The 16820-nt window shown below is 64.1% G+C and carries 11 protein-coding genes; 3 read left to right on the top strand and 8 right to left on the bottom strand.

Features of this window, described 5'->3' with window-relative positions; translation table 11 throughout:
• Positions 1 to 10 precede the first annotated feature (10 nt).
• The gene (locus tag BUS42_RS45685; protein WP_256386222.1) at positions 11 to 730 is read left to right on the top strand and encodes a M28 family peptidase; all 720 of its coding nucleotides are present in this window, start codon (positions 11 to 13) and stop codon (positions 728 to 730) included.
• A gap of 160 nt (positions 731 to 890) precedes the next feature.
• Here BUS42_RS45685 and BUS42_RS35470 read toward each other — a convergent pair whose 3' ends face one another.
• The 3 genes from BUS42_RS35470 to BUS42_RS35460 form a co-directional block, all read right to left on the bottom strand.
• The gene (locus BUS42_RS35470; RefSeq protein ID WP_074315098.1) at positions 891 to 1118 is read right to left on the bottom strand and encodes a hypothetical protein; all 228 of its coding nucleotides are present in this window, start codon (positions 1116 to 1118) and stop codon (positions 891 to 893) included.
• A 123-nt stretch (positions 1119 to 1241) separates the two neighbouring features.
• Positions 1242 to 2291: a DUF1559 family PulG-like putative transporter gene (locus BUS42_RS35465; RefSeq protein WP_074315096.1), complete on the bottom strand. Its 1050-nt coding sequence runs from the start codon at positions 2289 to 2291 to the stop codon at positions 1242 to 1244.
• A 387-nt stretch (positions 2292 to 2678) separates the two neighbouring features.
• Entirely contained in the window at positions 2679 to 3284 is a 606-nt protein-coding gene (locus tag BUS42_RS35460; protein ID WP_074315093.1) for a sigma-70 family RNA polymerase sigma factor, read from the bottom strand.
• Between the two features lie 124 nt (positions 3285 to 3408).
• Between BUS42_RS35460 and BUS42_RS35455 the strand changes: the two genes are divergently transcribed.
• Entirely contained in the window at positions 3409 to 6831 is a 3423-nt protein-coding gene (locus BUS42_RS35455) for a serine/threonine-protein kinase (protein WP_074315091.1), read from the top strand.
• Positions 6832 to 7542: 711 nt separating this feature from the next.
• Positions 7543 to 10710 (top strand): choice-of-anchor tandem repeat GloVer-containing protein, encoded by a 3168-nt coding sequence (locus tag BUS42_RS35450; protein ID WP_315850752.1) that lies wholly within the window; start codon positions 7543 to 7545, stop codon positions 10708 to 10710.
• A 306-nt stretch (positions 10711 to 11016) separates the two neighbouring features.
• Here BUS42_RS35450 and cobI read toward each other — a convergent pair whose 3' ends face one another.
• From cobI to BUS42_RS35425, 5 genes are all read right to left on the bottom strand, one after another.
• Positions 11017 to 11748 (bottom strand): precorrin-2 C(20)-methyltransferase, encoded by a 732-nt coding sequence (gene cobI, locus BUS42_RS35445; RefSeq protein WP_254054000.1) that lies wholly within the window; start codon positions 11746 to 11748, stop codon positions 11017 to 11019.
• Positions 11749 to 11752: 4 nt separating this feature from the next.
• Positions 11753 to 12766: a sirohydrochlorin chelatase gene (locus BUS42_RS35440; RefSeq protein ID WP_074315087.1), complete on the bottom strand. Its 1014-nt coding sequence runs from the start codon at positions 12764 to 12766 to the stop codon at positions 11753 to 11755.
• A 103-nt stretch (positions 12767 to 12869) separates the two neighbouring features.
• On the bottom strand, positions 12870 to 13850 hold the full coding sequence (gene cbiB / locus BUS42_RS35435; protein ID WP_074315084.1) for an adenosylcobinamide-phosphate synthase CbiB: 981 nt from the start codon (positions 13848 to 13850) through the stop codon (positions 12870 to 12872).
• 1 nt (position 13851) lies between these two features.
• The gene (locus tag BUS42_RS35430) at positions 13852 to 15408 is read right to left on the bottom strand and encodes a cobyric acid synthase (protein WP_254053999.1); all 1557 of its coding nucleotides are present in this window, start codon (positions 15406 to 15408) and stop codon (positions 13852 to 13854) included.
• On the bottom strand, positions 15405 to 16595 hold the full coding sequence (locus tag BUS42_RS35425; RefSeq protein ID WP_074315080.1) for a pyridoxal phosphate-dependent aminotransferase: 1191 nt from the start codon (positions 16593 to 16595) through the stop codon (positions 15405 to 15407). Before BUS42_RS35425 ends, BUS42_RS35430 begins: the two co-directional genes overlap by 4 nt.
• Between the last annotated feature and the right edge of the window lie 225 nt (positions 16596 to 16820).

The raw sequence follows: 16820 nt of genomic DNA, 5'->3' as shown, positions 1-16820 counted from the left end.
TGTCGCCGGCTTGTTACGGGGCTCGGACCCCACATTGAAGGACTCTTATGTCCTTTTGACGGCCCATTACGACCACATCGGCATTCGACCTTCGGCCGCCGACGATCGGATCTACAATGGCGCGAACGACGATGGCAGTGGCACCGTCGCGGTCATTGAGGTCGCCTCAGCCCTGGCGAAACTCAAGCAGAGGCCGCGCCGGAGCCTGGTCTTCGTTGCCTTCTTTGGCGAGGAGAAGGGCCTGCTTGGGTCGCGTTATTATGCGCGCCATCCCCTTGTTCCGGTCGCGAAGACGGTGGCTGACGTCAATCTGGAGCAGGTGGGACGCACGGATAGTAGCGAAGGGCCGCAGGTGGCGACCGCGTCGATGACCGGCATCGATTTTTCCACGGTCGGTGACGTGTTCCAGGCGGCGGGCCAGGCCGAGGGAATCCGCGTCTACAAACATCCGCGAAACAGCGACGCCTACTTCGCCAGGAGCGACAACCAAGCCCTGGCCGATCTGGGCGTCCCTGCCCATACCCTCTCCGTCGCCTTTGATTATCCCGACTATCACGGGCTCGGCGATCACTGGGACAAGGTCGACTACGTGAACATGGCCAAGGTCAATCGGTTGACCGTCCGTGCCTTGCTGATGCTTGCCAACGACCCCGCGGAACCGCAATGGAACGAGGCGAATCCCAAGACGGCCACGTATCGAAACGCGCGGCGAAAACACGAGGGACAATGAGGAGGACTGGCTCCTTCGACCGATCGGGGGCGGCCGCCTTGAACCCGAAGAACGGACCACCCGGGTCGTCAGGCTGACTCAAGCATCACTGTCCGTGACTGGCCATGGCATCGGCCGCGATGGCCAGACGAGAGTGGGGGGAGCAAGCCGGGGGCCTTGCTCATCTCCCCGGCGGACGGTTCGAGGTGGGACGGTTCGAGACGGGGCCATGGGTTCGCCGGATCGCCCCGATCTTCTTCGCATGGTCGCGCATCTGATTCGTGACGGTTTCCGGAGGGTGGGGAGCTTCCGAGATATTCGTCGGCATCCCTTCCTCAAGACCATTGGAGCAGCCGCCCAGAGCCAGAGCGATCAGGGCAGGGACGGACATCAGCGTTGCGCGTCGCATGGGACAACCTCTGAATTGCAAATTTCTTTTCGTTTACGAACTCGGAAGAGCGTTGCGATCACACCCCGTCGCGGCACCGGCCGTGCAACGGGGTGAGTCGAGGTTGTTCGGGCCGGCTCTGGCTCAGAGCGCGTCGGCGCTAATCACCTCACCGAGGTTGCGGCTTCCGAGCGCCCACCAAGCTTGGAGGTTGACCGAGTCCTTGATGAACCGAACCGAGCCGTCGGCCATGGCAACGTTGACTCCACCGGCGTGGTTACTTGTCGCGGCGGCCGAGCTGAGCGGACCGATGCCCAGCCACGATGGCTCCGTGCCGGAGGGCTGTTCGCAAGTCACGGAGTTGGGCCCGAGGTAATGGGTGAAACTCGAGAAGCAGAGGTGCATGGGGTAGCCGACGAAGGCGTACTCACCGATGATGTTGCCGTTGGGATCGGTTGAGGTCGTTGTCATGGACTTGCATCCGTTGACGAATGCCATCGCCGCCGCTTGTCCCGAGTTTGCCCCGGCTCCCGGCCCCGTCGTGGTGAAGATTCCCCGTTTGCCGTTCACCGAATTGGGGGTAAGACCCACGGTTTGGGAGCCAGGGAGGCCAACCAGCCGTTCGCTGAACAACGACGTATTCGATGTCCCGTCGGTGATTCCGGCGATCTTGACCGGCCCTAATGGCGAGTTGTTGTTGACCTCGAGATCGATGGTCGGAATGATCGTGCCCGAGTAGGGTGCAAGTGCCCCCGGACCGCCGTAATTTCCCACGTAGTTGGCAATCGAGTAGCCGAGGTAGATTCTCTGGGTCTGGCTCTCCGAAGGGCAGACCCAGGTCGCGAGCTGCGAGTAGGCCGCGGTGGTGTTGTCCAGGTCCCAGGCGCCTCGACTGAAATTGATCGAATTGAACATGGCCTGCTGTTCAATCTGCGGCAGAAGTGCGGAGTACCAGTTGAAGCCCCAATCGCCGCTTCCGCCGGGGCCGGGCATGTTCTGCGCCGGCAAGGCTTCGTTGATCGAGAGATAATTATGCGCTGCCAGCCCCAGTTGCTTGAGGTTGTTGGTGCACTGGGCGCGTCGAGCCGCCTCGCGGGCCGCCTGAACGGCCGGAAGCAACAAGGCGATGAGCACGGCGATGATGGCGATGACGACCAGCAATTCGATGAGGGTGAAGCCTTGGCGTCGACTCATACTGGGACCTCCTCGAGGGAAATGGGATTAGAAGATGATATGATCCAGTCTGGAAGGACGGCCTCCGCGCGGGTCGTCGATGGCGCGACTGCGCCCTGAGAATCTGGGTCTCCCACGGGCACGTTGGCTTTCCACCGTGCCGGTTCCACTTCTTGCTGTGTGACGGGGTGAGTGCAAACTCCGAGTGATCGATCGCCCGCGGGTTCCCCGATGGGAGCACCGCGGACCTGTCCTGGCCGATCCGTGAATGAGGCGTTGCTGGGCGGGACTTCCGGCGAATCGCCGGAAGCAGCGGAGGAATGGCCCGTATCGCCTGATTCTTTTGACTGATTGAGAAAATGCGCCGGGCGTGACAGCACTTTTTTGACCGGGCCAAACTGGGGGTTCTTACCAGGATAGGTCGCCGAGTTCGGTCCGGAGCCGATGGAGAACGCGCGACTTGGCTTTGCGGACGGCGACCGGCGTGACACCATACTGGGCTGCGACGTCAGCCGGGGTGCGGTCTTCGACAACCGTCATCCAGAACATCTGCCAGGTTCGTTCCTCGAACTCGCCGCGGACCAATTCAAGAGCGCGGCGATACAGTTCCCGGGTCACCGCGGGCGGGTCGTCATTGTCGTCGAGTTCGACCTGCGGGTCGGCAATCCCTTGAAGCCTCGTAAACGCTTCGCTCCCTCCGCTGGCCTTGGGGAGGCGGCCGTTACGCCGGTAGTGGAGGGCGAGTGCGTTGCGGGAAATGACCCGGAGCCAGCCGCGAAACGTGTCGCCGGGGCGGTCACGGCGGAAGTCGGCGAACCCCGCCAGCGCGGCTTGACAGACCTCTTGCACCACGTCATCGACGTCGACCTCTTGCAAACCAGCGCGGCCGCACCAGTGCCGGATCATGGGAGTATACAGGTCGATCAGGCGTGCCCAGGCCCCTTCCTCGTTCGCGCGGACACTCGCAAGGAGAGTGAGCGAGGTGGCGTGGAGGTTGGGACGGGTTTCCTGCATGAATAGCTCCCCCATTCGGATGGGGCTCGAACTCTGGCTGTCGGGTAAAATCGATTCACGCTCGACGACTTATTGATTATAGGGTGTCGGCTTTTCGCACAACCGAGGGGGAGACGACCGACCGATGTCACCCATGGCTTGTCCGTCCAGAACCAGTCTTTCAGAGTTCAATCTCGGTCGACTCCCGGAGGAGCACCTCGAGTTTATCGCCGACCATGTGGAACATTGCGGCCGCTGTGAGGCCGCCCTGAAGGAACTCGACGGCGAGCCCGATGCCGTGGTTTCCTCGTTGCGGGGCCTGTCGGAGCTGAATGCCAGGCCCGCCCCAACCTCAGCGCCGATGACGCTCCCGACCCGCCTCGGGTCGTACGAGGTGCTTTCGGAATTGGGTCGAGGAGCGATGGGGATCGTCTATCAGGCACGCCATTTGGAACTCCGCCGTGTGGTTGCCCTCAAGATGCTCCTCGGTGGCGAATTCGCCCGTGAGGAGAATCGGGCCCGCTTCCGTGCCGAGGCCGAGGCCGTCGCTCGACTCCAACATCCTAATATTATACAGATCTTCGAACTTGGCGAGTGGCGGGCGAACGATCTGGGAACGCCTTGCCCTTATCTCACGCTTGAATACGTTGACGGGGGAAACCTGGGTAACCGGGTCGCCGGCAATCCCCAATCGCCCGAACTCGCCGCACGCTGGCTCGTGATTCTGGCCCACGCCGTTCATTACGCACACGGCCAGGGAATCGTGCACCGGGACTTGAAACCTTCCAACGTGCTCTTGACCGCCGACGGCCGGCTCAAGCTTTGCGACTTCGGGGTCGCCAAACTGGTGACCGGCTCAGGACTCGCCACCCTGGGTGGCCAGTTGGTGGGGACGCCCGAATACATGGCCCCGGAGCAGGCCGATGGCCAAGGTCGACTCGCCGGCCCGGTTTCGGACGTCTACGGCCTGGGCGGAATCCTCTACACGATGCTCACGGGCCGGCCGCCGTTCCAGTCGCCTTCAGTCCTGGGCACTCTCGAACAAGTCCTGACCAGTGAACCGATCTCGCCCCGAAGACTGCAACCCGCCGTGCCGCGCGACCTGGAGACGATCTGCCTGAAGTGTCTCCAGAAAGAACCGCGGCGACGCTACGCGAGTGCCGCTCAACTGGCCGAGGACCTCGAGCGCTTCCTGGACGGCCGGGCGATCCTCGCCCGGCCGACCGGCCTGGTCGATCGAGGCTGGAAGTGGGCCCGGCGACGACCGGCCGTGGCGCTTCTCTCCGCCGCGACGCTGGCCGTCACCGTCCTCAGCTTCGTCTTGATTGCCTGGCAGTGGCGACGAGCCGAGTATGAAGCCACCGCGCAGGCGGCCGCCAAAGTGGAGGCGGTACGGCTCGGTCGCAAGGCGATTGAGGGCCAGACGGAACTGGCGCTCAACCATGGCTTGGACCTCTGCAAGCGAGGTGAGGTCGGCCATGGCCTATTGTGGATGGCCCGGAGTCTGGAACTGGCCGAGGGGGCCGCGGTGCGCGGTCTCGACCGGGCGACTCGCGTCAACCTGGCCGACTGGGCCGGCCAGCTCAGTCGGCCGCGCTGGACCGCCCGGAACTCGGCCCCGATCCTCGACCTGGCCTTTAGTCGCGATGGTCGCACCCTCGTTTCGGTCGGCAAAGACCGCCATGTACGAACCTGGGACACGAACTCCGGCCAAGAATCGGGGCCACCCCTGGATCCCGCCGGCCTGCGCGAAACGCAGTGGGTGAGCCGTGTCGCCCTGAATCCACGCGACGGTCGGATGGTGGTGACCCCTGAGGATGGAGACGCATCCTTCTGGGACCTGGAGCGGCGGACGCGGACCGGGCCCACCTTTTCCCATCCCCCTGGACACACGATCTGGGGTCTTGCATTCAACCCGGAAGGCCGGAAGCTGGTCACCTGCTGTGACGACGGCGCGGCAAGATGGTGGGACACGACGACGGGCAGGCCCATCGGAGAGCCGCTCTGGCACGGCGACGAGGCGGGCTATTACACCCTGGCCTTGAGCCCCGACGGCCGCACCTTGGTGACCGGGGGCAAAGACCTCCGCGCCGTCCGGTGGGATGTCGCGACCGGACGACCGATCGGCAAGCCTTTGATGCACAGGTCTCCCGTGCATATGATCGCGTTTCTCCGCGATGGCCGCAGGGTCGTGACCGGGACGAGAGACGGCGGCCTCCGGATCTGGGACACCGTCACGGAGCACTTCACCGACCTCCCCCCTCAGGGGAGCAGTGTGACCAGCCTTGTCAACTCCCCCGATGGCCGCACCTTGGTGACGGGCACCGCGGGCGGATTCCTCCGGATCTGGGACACCACCACGCTCGGTCCGACCGGTCCGACCTACAAGCTCTCGAGCGCTCTGACGGGGCTGGCCTTCCACCCCGATGGCCACTCCCTGGCGATCGGGCAGGACGACGGAACCATCCGACTCTGGGAAGTCCCCCGCCTCCGATCCCTCGGCGCCCCGCTCCAGCTCGATAGCGCCGTGCACGGATTGGCGTTCAGCCCCGACGGCCAGTCACTCGTGACCAGCAGTTCCACGGGGTCACAGCGGTGGGACCTGAACGGCAACCCCCTCGGTCCCTTGATGAGTAGCCGACGCTACGAGCCTGGTGGCAAGGTCCTCAGTGTGGATGGGCGTCGGACTTACGATATCGTCGACTTCGTTGAAGCGACGGCCGTCAGTCCCGATTGCAAGACCTTGGCCGTGGCGCGGTGGACCGGGAACGAACGCCACGTCCGCGGTTGCGCCGAGACCTGGGATCTGGCCACAGGGGCACGCCTCCACCAGACCGCCGAGCAGCCCTTGCCGTTGGCTGGAGTGGTGTATCGTCCCGACTCGACCCAACTCCTCACCTGGGACGCTCAGCCCCGAAGCACACTCCTCTGGGATGTGGCCGATCTGCAATCCGCGCGCCCGCTCATCCGGTCCCTCGATTCGCCGATCCGTCGCGCGGTCTTCAGCCCCGATGGAACGACCCTCTTGCTGGCGTGCCAGGATGGCACCGCGCGACTCTGGGACGTCGCTCGGGACCGGGAGATTGTCCCCGAAAGACGCCCCGACCATGGTTATCCGGTGACCGCCGTCGCCTTCGACCCCGCCGGCCCGAGAATCGTGACCGGCTGCCAGGCCGGCAGTCTGGGCCTCTGGGACCTCGCGAAGGGCACGCTCCTGCGCGACATCCGAGGCAACGCCGACGAAGTGACCAGCCTCAGCTTCAGCCCCGACGGCCGGTCACTCCTGACCGCGAGCCACGACGGAACCGCCCGGTTCTGGGACGTCGAATCCGGCCAGCAACTCGGCCCTCCGCTCCATCACACCGATGCCGTTCTCTCCGCGATCTTCCACCCCGACGGCCGAAGCGTGGTGACCGGCACCAAAGACGGAATGGTCCAGCGTTGGCTGGTGCCGCTCCCCCCCGTGAAAGGAACCGCCGATCAGGTCCGCTTGGCCGTGGAGGGGCAGACCGGAATGGAGATGGATGACCAAGGTGCCATTCATACGACATCGGCAAAGCAATATTAATCAACGACCCGCCAGAGAGCGAGGAATCCCCCTCGTTCCCACGGGGGACCGCTATGCCTTACCCACAAGTCGCAATCTTCTAACCGACAAGGCATTGCGTCTCTAAAACCGAAGACTTTCGGAGTCGCCCGGGAGGAGTCGTCAGTAGCGAACGGCAAAAAACGCCGAGGAATTCAGCCGCAGATCGGTCAAATCATTAATCGTTTAATTCGGAAAAATCAGCAAATTCTGCCCGATGTTACTTCTGGCTTAGCCTTTAGACGGATTCAACTTGTGGGTAAGGCATAGCGGGGGACCGTGGGAACGAGTCGCCAGAGGCTTCCAAGTGGGCCGTCAAACTTCGATTGACGGGTAACTCCGCGCTCCGTTCTCTTGAGGACATCGGCTGTGTCGATGGGATCGCCGTCTGCGCCGCGATGGGCGCTCGGAAAAATCAGTCGCGGGGCTTGACGTCAGCGGGTTCAAAAGGCTCGGGCGAGCCCGCTTTGGCGTCTTCGGGCGGGACTCACAGGCGCGCTGGAGACGCGGATTGTAGGTCTGCTCGGACGCGGCAAGAAGCCCAACCCGGATAAAGGCCCAGGTCTGCTCGTCGAAGCTGACGAGGTGCGCGACGGTGTGATAGACTGCGATTCGGTCCAGGCGATTGCCTGGCTGTCTTGGCGCCTTGGTCCTTTCTTGCGTTTCACCGACGAAGGTCGATTCGCATGGCGCATGGTGTGGGCGGCTACGGGAGCTCTCAACATGATTCGCACCTCGCGGTTGGCCGGACTCATCGCCTGCGGCGTCTGGGTGCTCGCGCTCATCGCGCCAGAGATTCGCGGCCAGAACGTTGCGATTCCGGCTCCAGCGAAGGATCAGGAAGAGCGGGTCCGTAATCCTCAAGGGGTCTTCACGCTCAGCGGTTCTACATTATACGGGCTAAGCGGCTACGGGGGCGTGAAGAACCGCGGCGCCCTTTTCGCGATGCCTGTGGATGAGGGCGCCCTGAAGATCGTTGTCTCTTTCGACGACAGCAACGGTGCGCAGCCCTGGGGAAATTTGACAATCGGTGGGGCGAACCTGTACGGGCTGACGTCCGTCGGCGGTGCGCACAACAAAGGGACGGTTTTCCGCTTCCTGGTTGGTGGCGCGAACGTGACGACACTCGCCTCTTTCGACGGCGGCAACGGCGCCAATCCATGGGGCGGGTTGACTCTGAGCCCGGATGGCTCAACACTCTACGGAACGACCAGGCGAGGCGGCCTGAAAAACCTGGGAACGGTTTTCAGCATTCCCGCGCAGGGGGGCGCGATCACGTCCCTCGCATCGTTTCACGGCGATGACGGCGCGGAGCCAATGGGCGAGCTGCTGCTCATTGGCTCAACATTGTATGGGACCACCGTCGTCGGCGGCTCCGCAAAGCAGGGCACCGTATTCCAGGTCTCGGTGACCGGTGGTCCAATCACCGTTCTCGCCTCGTTGAGAGAGAGCGACGGCACGGGACCGATGGGGAGCCTGGCACTCCACGGAACGCAACTTTACGGCATGACCTGGCTCGGCGGCGCTCACGGCAAAGGGACGGTTTTTCGCCTGCCGCTGAGTGGTGGTCGCATCACGGTCCTCGCATCGTTTGACGGCAAAAATGGCGCACACGGGACCGGTAGTCCGACAATATGCCGCTCAGGCATTTGCGGCGTGGCCGAACATGGCGGCGCCGACGATCAGGGTACGGTGTTTCGGATCCCGCTTGAAGGCGGCCCGTTGACAGTTCTCGCGTCATTCAACGATCGTCAACGGGCTTCTCCCCGCTCGACATTATCGCTGAGTCCCGATGGATCAACCCTACTCGGGATGGTCACGAACGGGGGTGCCAGCGTACCGGGCCGCCTATTTTCGATACGGGGCGATGGCGAAATCTCAGAGAAAACCGACATCAGTGAATACTTCAAGCCGTCTCCCCGCATGAACCGGCAAGCCATGCTCGATGAGGTGAAGATTTCGATCCGGGACACCGTGAAGCCCAAGCCGGGCGTGCGCGGCCGTATGCCAGTCGATGCGAAGAAGCTCCTCGACTGGTCCCAGCCAGTCAATGGCCTGGCAGCGCGCATTGAATTCGTTTCGAGAGATCACGTCATCTTCGTGCGCCTCAAGAACGAGTCCGACCGGCCGCTGGACGTGCCTACGGCGAATCCCAGCGACGATAACACGGCTGCGCTCTATGAAATCTTCGTACAGGAGGGGGCGCGGGAATGGCGGCGGGCCGTGGAGGATCGTCAAAAGTTGCGTTACTTTCCCGGCCCGCGTGATGACGAGACGAACTCGCCAGCCGAGCCTCGAAGACGACAACCTGCCAATCAGCAGCCGGTCGACTGGCCGTGGATTACGCTTCGTCCGGGCGAAGACTGCATCGCCTACGCGGCCGTCGTTGATGAACCGGACACCGGAGAAGACAGGTCCATCAAGATGGTGTTGCGGCAGCCCGACGGAAGTGTGGCTGGGCGCTGGCGCGGCACCGTGGAATCGCGGCCGCGTGCCGAATACTTGTCGCCCGACCAACTCGGCTCACTTCAAGCCACAGTGCCATTTCCCGACCAACTCCCACCGTTCACCCACGACCTTTGGTGGCCGATGAACGTCTCGCCAACCGCATCGGATGTCAAACGCTTGCATGGTCCGAACCGGCCAATGCTCGACGTATTGGCGCTCTACCAACCGGCGGGTGTTCGTGCGGAGTTCGAGCGTCGCATGCGCGCCGAGCGCTCGATGCCAATGAAACTCTTGTTCGCCGGAGTTGCCTCCTGCGCGGAGAGCGAAGAGGCTGCCTTGTTTCTCCTCGACGCTGCGCAAAAGACCGATTATGCGACTGTTGTCAGCCTACACGACGTCCTTCCAATGGCCTTTGGCGATGAAGCTCTTGCTTGGCCCGGCGGGGCGGAAAGGAAGACGCCGGAATGGTTGATGAAGCTTTGCGTGGCGATTCTCTCCGACAATCGGAGGGTCACGAGCGGTGACAAGAACGATGTTCCCCGAGGAAGGTCGCTCACGATCTCATCGTTCGAGACCGAGGAACTGGTCTGGGCTCTAGGGAGGACGAAATGTCGCGAGGCAGTCCCGTTACTCATTGAACGCGTGAGAATGAGGCAAGCCGACTGGTACACGCTCAGGGCCCTTGGCCAGATCGGCGATGCACGCGCAGTGCCTGCCTTAATTGAGGGTGTTAAGCAGGCATACTTCGACGCGCAACTCTATGGTCAGGCCGTTCACGCTCTGGGCCAATTGAAGGCGCGGGATGCCGTTCCGGTCTTGCTGGAAGATATTGATTATCCCGAATGTATTGAGGCCCTGGGAGAAATCGGCGATTCCCGGGCGCTGCCGGCACTTCGCGCGATCTTGGACGGCAAAGGAGGCGTTATCCGAGAGGGAAAGCGAGTCACTCCCGAACGCGACGCAGCCCGGCTTTACGCAGCTCGAATCGCGTTAACGTACCTCGAGGGCAACGACGGGGTTGTCCGCCTCGCGGAAATGCTCGACGATCCGAATCTCGATCGCGACCAGCGCTATGATGTCATCCTGAGACTGGGACAGCGGCCAGACCCTCGGGCGGTTCCCTTTCTCGCAAAGGTGGTCAAGACCGACTCGGATCCGTTTGTGATCGATTTGGCGATCGGAGCCCTGGGCGCGACGAAGTGCCGCGCCGCAGTCAAAGCGCTCATCGATTGCTTTGACGTTCCGTTCAAGGAACAACACGTGGGTAAAGGGGAACGGCTGACGCCAGCATTGTACCGGGCTCATATCTCGCGCAATTTGCAGCAGATCACGGGTCAATCGTTTGGCGGTGAGAAGGAACTGTGGCTCCGCTGGTGGCAGGCGGCCGGTAACAAGGACCCCGGCCTGCGGTGACGACCGCATCGATCGAGCCGACTCGCTCCTCCGGTTCGCGCGTGACTCGGTACTTGTCCATCGCGGTGCTCCTTCCCTTGGGGCAATCCTTCACGAGCGATGTCCTCAAGAGAACGGAGCGAGAAACGACCCGTCAATCGAAGTTTGACGGCACACAAGCCCTGGATCGGGTCGTTGAGATTAATCAGTGTGATCTGCAATCGACTTCAGGAGCCCGGTGCGATCGGCGCGGGAGCTCGACGGAGGAAGCCAGTCGGTCGTTGGGCTGTCGTGTGAAGAGTTGGAAAGGTCTGGACTTCGCAACTGTCAAAGAACTTGAGTATGTGATCGTACCAGGACGAGCGAGAAGTAGGACAGATCGACCAAGAGCGCTTGGGAAATATCAAGGAAGACGCGTTCGTCGGGGTGGCCGATTCGTTCGATGAGTGCCGCACGATTGAGACCATCGCGTCGGCGCAGCTCTTCAACCAACCGAGGGAGCACGGCGGCCGCCTTGAACCAGCAGACCGGGCCGCCGCGATCGAGAATCGCACCGATCTCGTCGGAATGGTAAGTGCCCGGACAGATTGTGAGGATTTCGTCCTTTTGAGCCAGGGGCCAGCCCAGCCGCGCGGCGGCGGCTGACGAGGCGCTCACCCCTGGGATGATCTCGACCGGTACGTCCGGGGCAATCGATCGAAGTTGCGCGGCGACGTAAGAGCCGGAGCCGAAGAGCATCGGGTCGCCTTCGGTCAGGAAGGCCACGGGCCGGCCTTGTCGGGCCTCGTGGGCGAGACGCTGGGCGACGCGCTCGTAGCCGACTGTGCCGTCGTCGGGGCCGCGGCGCATCGCGAGCTCGGCGCCTCGGATGACCTGGTCGGAGCGGAGCAGGGGGACGACGACTCCCAGGGCGAACCCGGAGTCGTTCCGAGGCCCCGGGTGGAAGATCACCGCGCAGCGTTCGAGGACCTTGACGGCCCTGAGCGTGAGGAGATCGGGATCTCCGGGACCGACTCCGACTATATAAACAGTCGCTGCTGGGACGACGGACAAGGACACGCGATCACCTCGACTCAGCGATCAGGTGCAACCGTTGGAGCAAGCGCTCATCCCACGGGTGGAAGGTCGTGTCGGCCGCCGCCGGCACCAGGGCGGACCGCCGCCGCCGACGGAGGCGATGGTCGTGGCCGTGATCGAAGTCGTCGGCCAGGTCGGGCGTGGCCCGGACGTGGTGATGATGGCCCACTTGCGGCAGGCCGAGCTCCGTCTCGCGACCGATCAGCCGAACGCGATATTTACAGAGGTCGCAGTTCATGTGAGGCGCGCCGTGGATCGCCTCGTGGGCACGGTCCTCGAACGCCTGGAGCAGGAGCGGGTGGAGCCGAAGGTGGGGGACGGTTACGATCTCAACGCCTGAATCGAGGGCGGCGTGATGAGCGGCCGTGTCGCGGATCCGCTTCAGGAGGATACCGTCGAACAGGAAGTACGGTTGAACCACAATGCGGTCGTATCCGAGTCGGCGGCAGACCGTCAGTGCTTGATCGACGTCGGGGGTGGTGACGCCCGAGAAGGCCACGCTCGCCCAGCCAACTCCGTACGATTCCCAGAGGAACCGCGAGACGCGGGCGATGTTGGCATTGGCGTCCGGGTCGGATGTCCCCCGGCCCACCAGGAGGAGCAGAGTCCGTTCGGCGGGGACCGCGCTCAGGCCTGCGATCGTCTCGCGATAGCGGACGTGGCAAAGTTCCAGCAACGCGGGGTGGATATCGAGGGCGCGGGCCATCTGGAACGTCACGTTCGGGTGCCGGACGCGCGACTCCTGGACCTCGCTCGGTACGTCGTTTTTGACGTGGCCGGCCGCCATGAGCATCGCGGGCGCGACGACGATCCGGGTTGCTCCGCGGTCGATCAGTTCGTCGATCGCGTCGCCGATCGTGGGCTGGGCGAACTCGAGGAACCCGGCCGCCTGGATCCGGTCGGGCCGGAGCTGACGCCAGGCGTCGGCGAAGTCCCAGAATTCTTCGACCCCCGCCTCGTCGCGGCTGCCGTGTGCGGCGATCAGCAAGGCCTCTGACATGAGCGTGATCCGTCCCTCGGTTGCAACCACCTCGCAAATGCGTCACAACCTGTTTTGGTCGACTGAATTTTCCAACGAAGCTAGCACGCCCCGGCGCGGTGGGTCAAGGCGTGCCGAAGAGGCCGCTCCGGACTCCCCAGGCGAAGATGACCGCCAGCGTCGCGGCCACGCGCATGACCCGGACCGACCGGCGGACCGTAACGCGGTCGATCGGGTGGTCCGGATCCCCCAGCAGCGGCTTGAAGCCAGGTACGCCTCCGTACGTGGCCGGTCCCCCGAGCTGGATGCCCAGGGCACCCGCCATTGCGGCTTCGCCCCAGCCGGCATTCGGACTCGGGTGCTTGCGACCGTCGCGCCAGCCGATGCGAAGCGCGTTCCCGGCTCGCTCTCCGGCCACCCAGGCGGCGAGGCCGATCAAGAGCCAGGCCAGGCGCGACGGGATCAGGGCCGCCAGGTCGTCGAGCCGTGCGGAGGCCCAGCCGAGGTCGCGATACCGGGCGTTGCGGTAGCCGACCATGCTATCAAGAGTGCTGATCGCTTTGAACATCCAGAGGCCAACCGGACCGCCGATCACGAACCAGAAGAGGGGGGCGACGACGGCGTCCGCGTAGTTCTCGGCCACCGTCTCCACGCAGGCCCGGCCGATCTCGGCCTCGTCGAGTGCGGCCGTGTCGCGGCCGACGATCATCGATAATTCGCGTCGGGCCGTTTTGAGGTCCGGTGCCTCAGACGCTTGCAGGGTCTCATCCCCGAGGCTGCGCGCGGCCAGGCCCCAGTAGATCAGCAGACTTCGACCGAGGAGTGAGGGGACCGAGCCCAGCCAATCGCAGGCAGAGACGAACGTCCAGGCGACCAGGCCGACAAAGCTGACCACGAGGACGGCGAGCCAGATCCCGGCCAGTCGCTCTTTGGAGGTGCTGCCGCCGCCGGTCCGTTGGATCAGCCGTCGTGCCACGGTTTCGAGCTGAGCGATCAAGTGGCCGATCGCCCGCACGGGATGCGGCCAGCCCCTCGGATCGCCGAGTAAGAGATCGAGCAAGGCGCCGAGCGGGAGCGACCAGACCGCGAGCGAGAGACTTGGCATCTCAGTCGGCGCTCCGGGCCGAAGGCCCCGCGAGGGCGGACCAGATTGGCGCGAGGTCGAGGTGCGCGCGGAGGAATTCGGCCAGGTTCGCGTACCGCGCGGCGAGGAAGTCGCGATGCGACTGCCACTCGGTCGTGGCGAGAGGAGCGAAGCCACGCCGAGCACGGAGCTGGTTAACGAACTGCTCCGTGAATGGACCGCTATCGAAGACTCCATGAACATAGGTGCCTGAGACCCGTCCCGCCTGATCGATCGCGCCGTCGAGGATCGTGGCCTGGTTGTGGCGGCGCGTCAGCGCGAGCCAGGGTGCTGTCGTTCCCCTACGTTCGGTTTCTCCCATGTGAATTTCATAGCCGAGGACGGGCAGTTCCGACCCTATGACCTGGCCCGACACGAGATGCCGGGCCTTGGTCGCCGCGAACCGGGTGGCTGTGTCGAGTAGCCCGAGCCCGTCCACCCGCTCGCGATCGGACTCGACGCCGAGCGGATCCTCGATCGATCGGCCGAGCATTTGGAACCCGCCGCAGATCCCGAGGATCCTCGGCCCGTCCTCCTCGGCCCGGGAGGCGATGATCCGGTCGGCGAGACCGACCCGTCGCAGCCAGTCGAGGTCGCGCACGGTCGTCTTCGTCCCCGGCAGCACGAAGAGGTCGGGCCGGCCGAATTCGGCAGCTCGCTCGACGTAGCGAACCCGAACGCCGGGGACGCGAGAGAGCGGCCAGAAGTCGGTGAAGTTGCTCAGGCCGGGCAGTCGCGCGACCGCGACGTCGAGGTCACCGGGGCTGAGGTCGCCGCCATCGAGGGTTGTCGTCTCGTCGATTCCGAGCGAGTCTTCCTGGTCGATTTGCAGGTCGGGCCGATAGGGCAGGACCCCGAGCACCGGCACCCCGGTGCGTTCCCGGACGAACGCCAGGCCGGAATCGAGCAAAGTGACATCGCCTCGGAATTTGTTGATAATGAAACCGACCACCCGCGCACGATCGCGGGGCTCGAGCAATTCCCAGGTCCCGATGATTTGCGCGAAGACGCCCCCGCGTTCGATATCGGCCACGAGGACGACCGCGGCGTCGGCATGGTGCGCCATTTTGAGGTTGGTGAGGTCATGCTCGGTGAGGTTGATCTCGACCGGACTCCCCGCTCCTTCGAGCACCACCCGATCATATCGCTCGGCGAGGCGGTCGTAGGCGGCGGTCACTCGGGGCCAGAGGGTTGCTTTCTCGGCGTAATACTCGCGGGCCGACATCACGCCGATCGGGTGGCCCTCGACAATGACTTGCGAGACGCCCCCCATCGGCTTGAGCAAGATCGGGTTCATATCAACATGAGGCTCGATGCCGCTCGCCTCGGCCTGCGCAACTTGGGCGCGACCGATCTCGCCCCCTTCCAGCGTGACGAAGCTGTTGAGCGCCATGTTCTGGGCCTTGAACGGGGCCACGCGATGCCCTGCTTCTGCAAGCAAGCGGCAAAAGGCCGCGGTGAGCAGGCTTTTGCCGACGTGGCTCGCGGTGCCGAGGACCATCAAGCTAACAGCGCGGGGCGGGTGGTCAGGACGAGTCAACGGGGAGGCTCCGAACTCAAGACGTCGGCAAAGGCGGCGATCAGCCGGTCGTTCTCGGGGGCTGTACGCACGGCGATTCGAAGGTGGCCTTGGGTGGCGATCAGCTTGTCGGGTCCGGTGAGCAGGGCGCCCACCTCAAGGCCGCGAAAGTCGGAGCACTCACGGACCAGGAATCCTTGATGCGCCAGGGCTTCATGGACTTGCGGGGCGGTCCAGGCCGTCTCCGAGAGACTGACCAGGAGAAAGTTCGCGATCGACGGGGCGTTGACCGGGCGTTCGCGGTCGGGCCAGGCGGGGCGTAGGCCCGCGATGTTCCAGAGTCGATCGGTCAGGCGGGGCGTCTCCTTGGAGAGGAGGTCGACGACGCGTTGGCGTGCGTCGAGATCATCGACCGCCGCGAGTGCCGCGGATTCGGCGACTTGCGTGATGGTCCAGGGGTCCTGATACTGCTTGAGCCGGACCACCATGTCGGGCGAGGCGACGGCGTAGCCGATCCGGAGCCCTGGAATGGCGGCGATCGGGCTGAGTGACCGGAGGACGAGCAGGTTCTCTCGGCTGGTCACCGCCTGCACCAAGGTCCGCTCCGGCTCGTCGGCGAGGAAGGGCAGATAGGACTCGTCGACCACGGTCAAGAGACCGAGGGAGGCGTCGATCAAGGGCAGGAGCGTGGCCCGTTCCCAGGCACGGCCGGTCGGATTGTCCGGGTGCCCCGTCCAGAAGACGCCGGCCGCCGGGTTCGGGAACACGTCCTGGCTCCAGGTCAGGATGTGGTTCCCCCAAGCCTCGACTCGCAACTCGTTCAAGGCCGATGCGCGGCGATATTCGCCATAGGTCGGTTCGACCATGTGGGAGACGGCCATGGCGGGGTCGCCATTCTCATAGGCGTGGAGCGCCAGGACTTCGCGGAGGGATTGAGCGATCAGACTGATCAACTCGCTCGTGCCCGCCCCCACAACCACGTGATCGATGGGCACACCATGGAATTCCGCGATCCGTTCGGTCAGCCGAGGGCAACCGGGCTCCGGGAATTCACCGACCCGTTCGAGCCCGGCTTGCGCGGCGTCAAGGACCGCCGCTGAGGGGCCGAACGGGTTCAGGCATGTGGAAAAATCGATAAGAGGACGGTCGCCGAGACCGTAACGGCGTCGCGCTTCGGCTGGGTTACCGCCGTGAGGAATGGGTCTCATAGGTCAAGATTTCTTCGTAAAAATGTGTGTCGAATCATTGGCGCTGCCGTTGTCAATCCCTAAGTGGAGTGTGCGGGGGCCCGCGACCACTTTTTTTCAACGACCCGCCAGAGAGCGAGGAATCACCCTCGTTCCCTCGGTCCTCCGTGGGAATGCCGTCCCCGACGCTCCGCGTCGTCTGGCCGTCGCAAGCCGAGGACGCAGAGCGTCCCAGACTGCATTCCC

This window comes from Singulisphaera sp. GP187, from assembly GCF_900129635.1.
Taxonomy (GTDB): Bacteria; Planctomycetota; Planctomycetia; order Isosphaerales; family Isosphaeraceae; genus Singulisphaera.
Note: the sequence above shows the minus strand (reverse complement) of the source record. Positions and strands in the feature narration are given on the sequence as shown.

Coding starts and splice junctions, on each gene's coding strand:
- BUS42_RS35465 (WP_074315096.1), bottom strand. CDS start 2,291: ATGAGTCGACGCCAAGGCTTCACCCTCATCGAATTGCTGGTCGTCATC.
- BUS42_RS35425 (WP_074315080.1), bottom strand. CDS start 16,595: ATGAGACCCATTCCTCACGGCGGTAACCCAGCCGAAGCGCGACGCCGT.
- BUS42_RS35440 (WP_074315087.1), bottom strand. CDS start 12,766: ATGTCAGAGGCCTTGCTGATCGCCGCACACGGCAGCCGCGACGAGGCG.
- BUS42_RS35450 (WP_315850752.1), top strand. CDS start 7,543: ATGGTGTGGGCGGCTACGGGAGCTCTCAACATGATTCGCACCTCGCGG.
- BUS42_RS35460 (WP_074315093.1), bottom strand. CDS start 3,284: ATGCAGGAAACCCGTCCCAACCTCCACGCCACCTCGCTCACTCTCCTT.
- BUS42_RS35455 (WP_074315091.1), top strand. CDS start 3,409: ATGTCACCCATGGCTTGTCCGTCCAGAACCAGTCTTTCAGAGTTCAAT.
- cbiB (WP_074315084.1), bottom strand. CDS start 13,850: ATGCCAAGTCTCTCGCTCGCGGTCTGGTCGCTCCCGCTCGGCGCCTTG.
- BUS42_RS35470 (WP_074315098.1), bottom strand. CDS start 1,118: ATGCGACGCGCAACGCTGATGTCCGTCCCTGCCCTGATCGCTCTGGCT.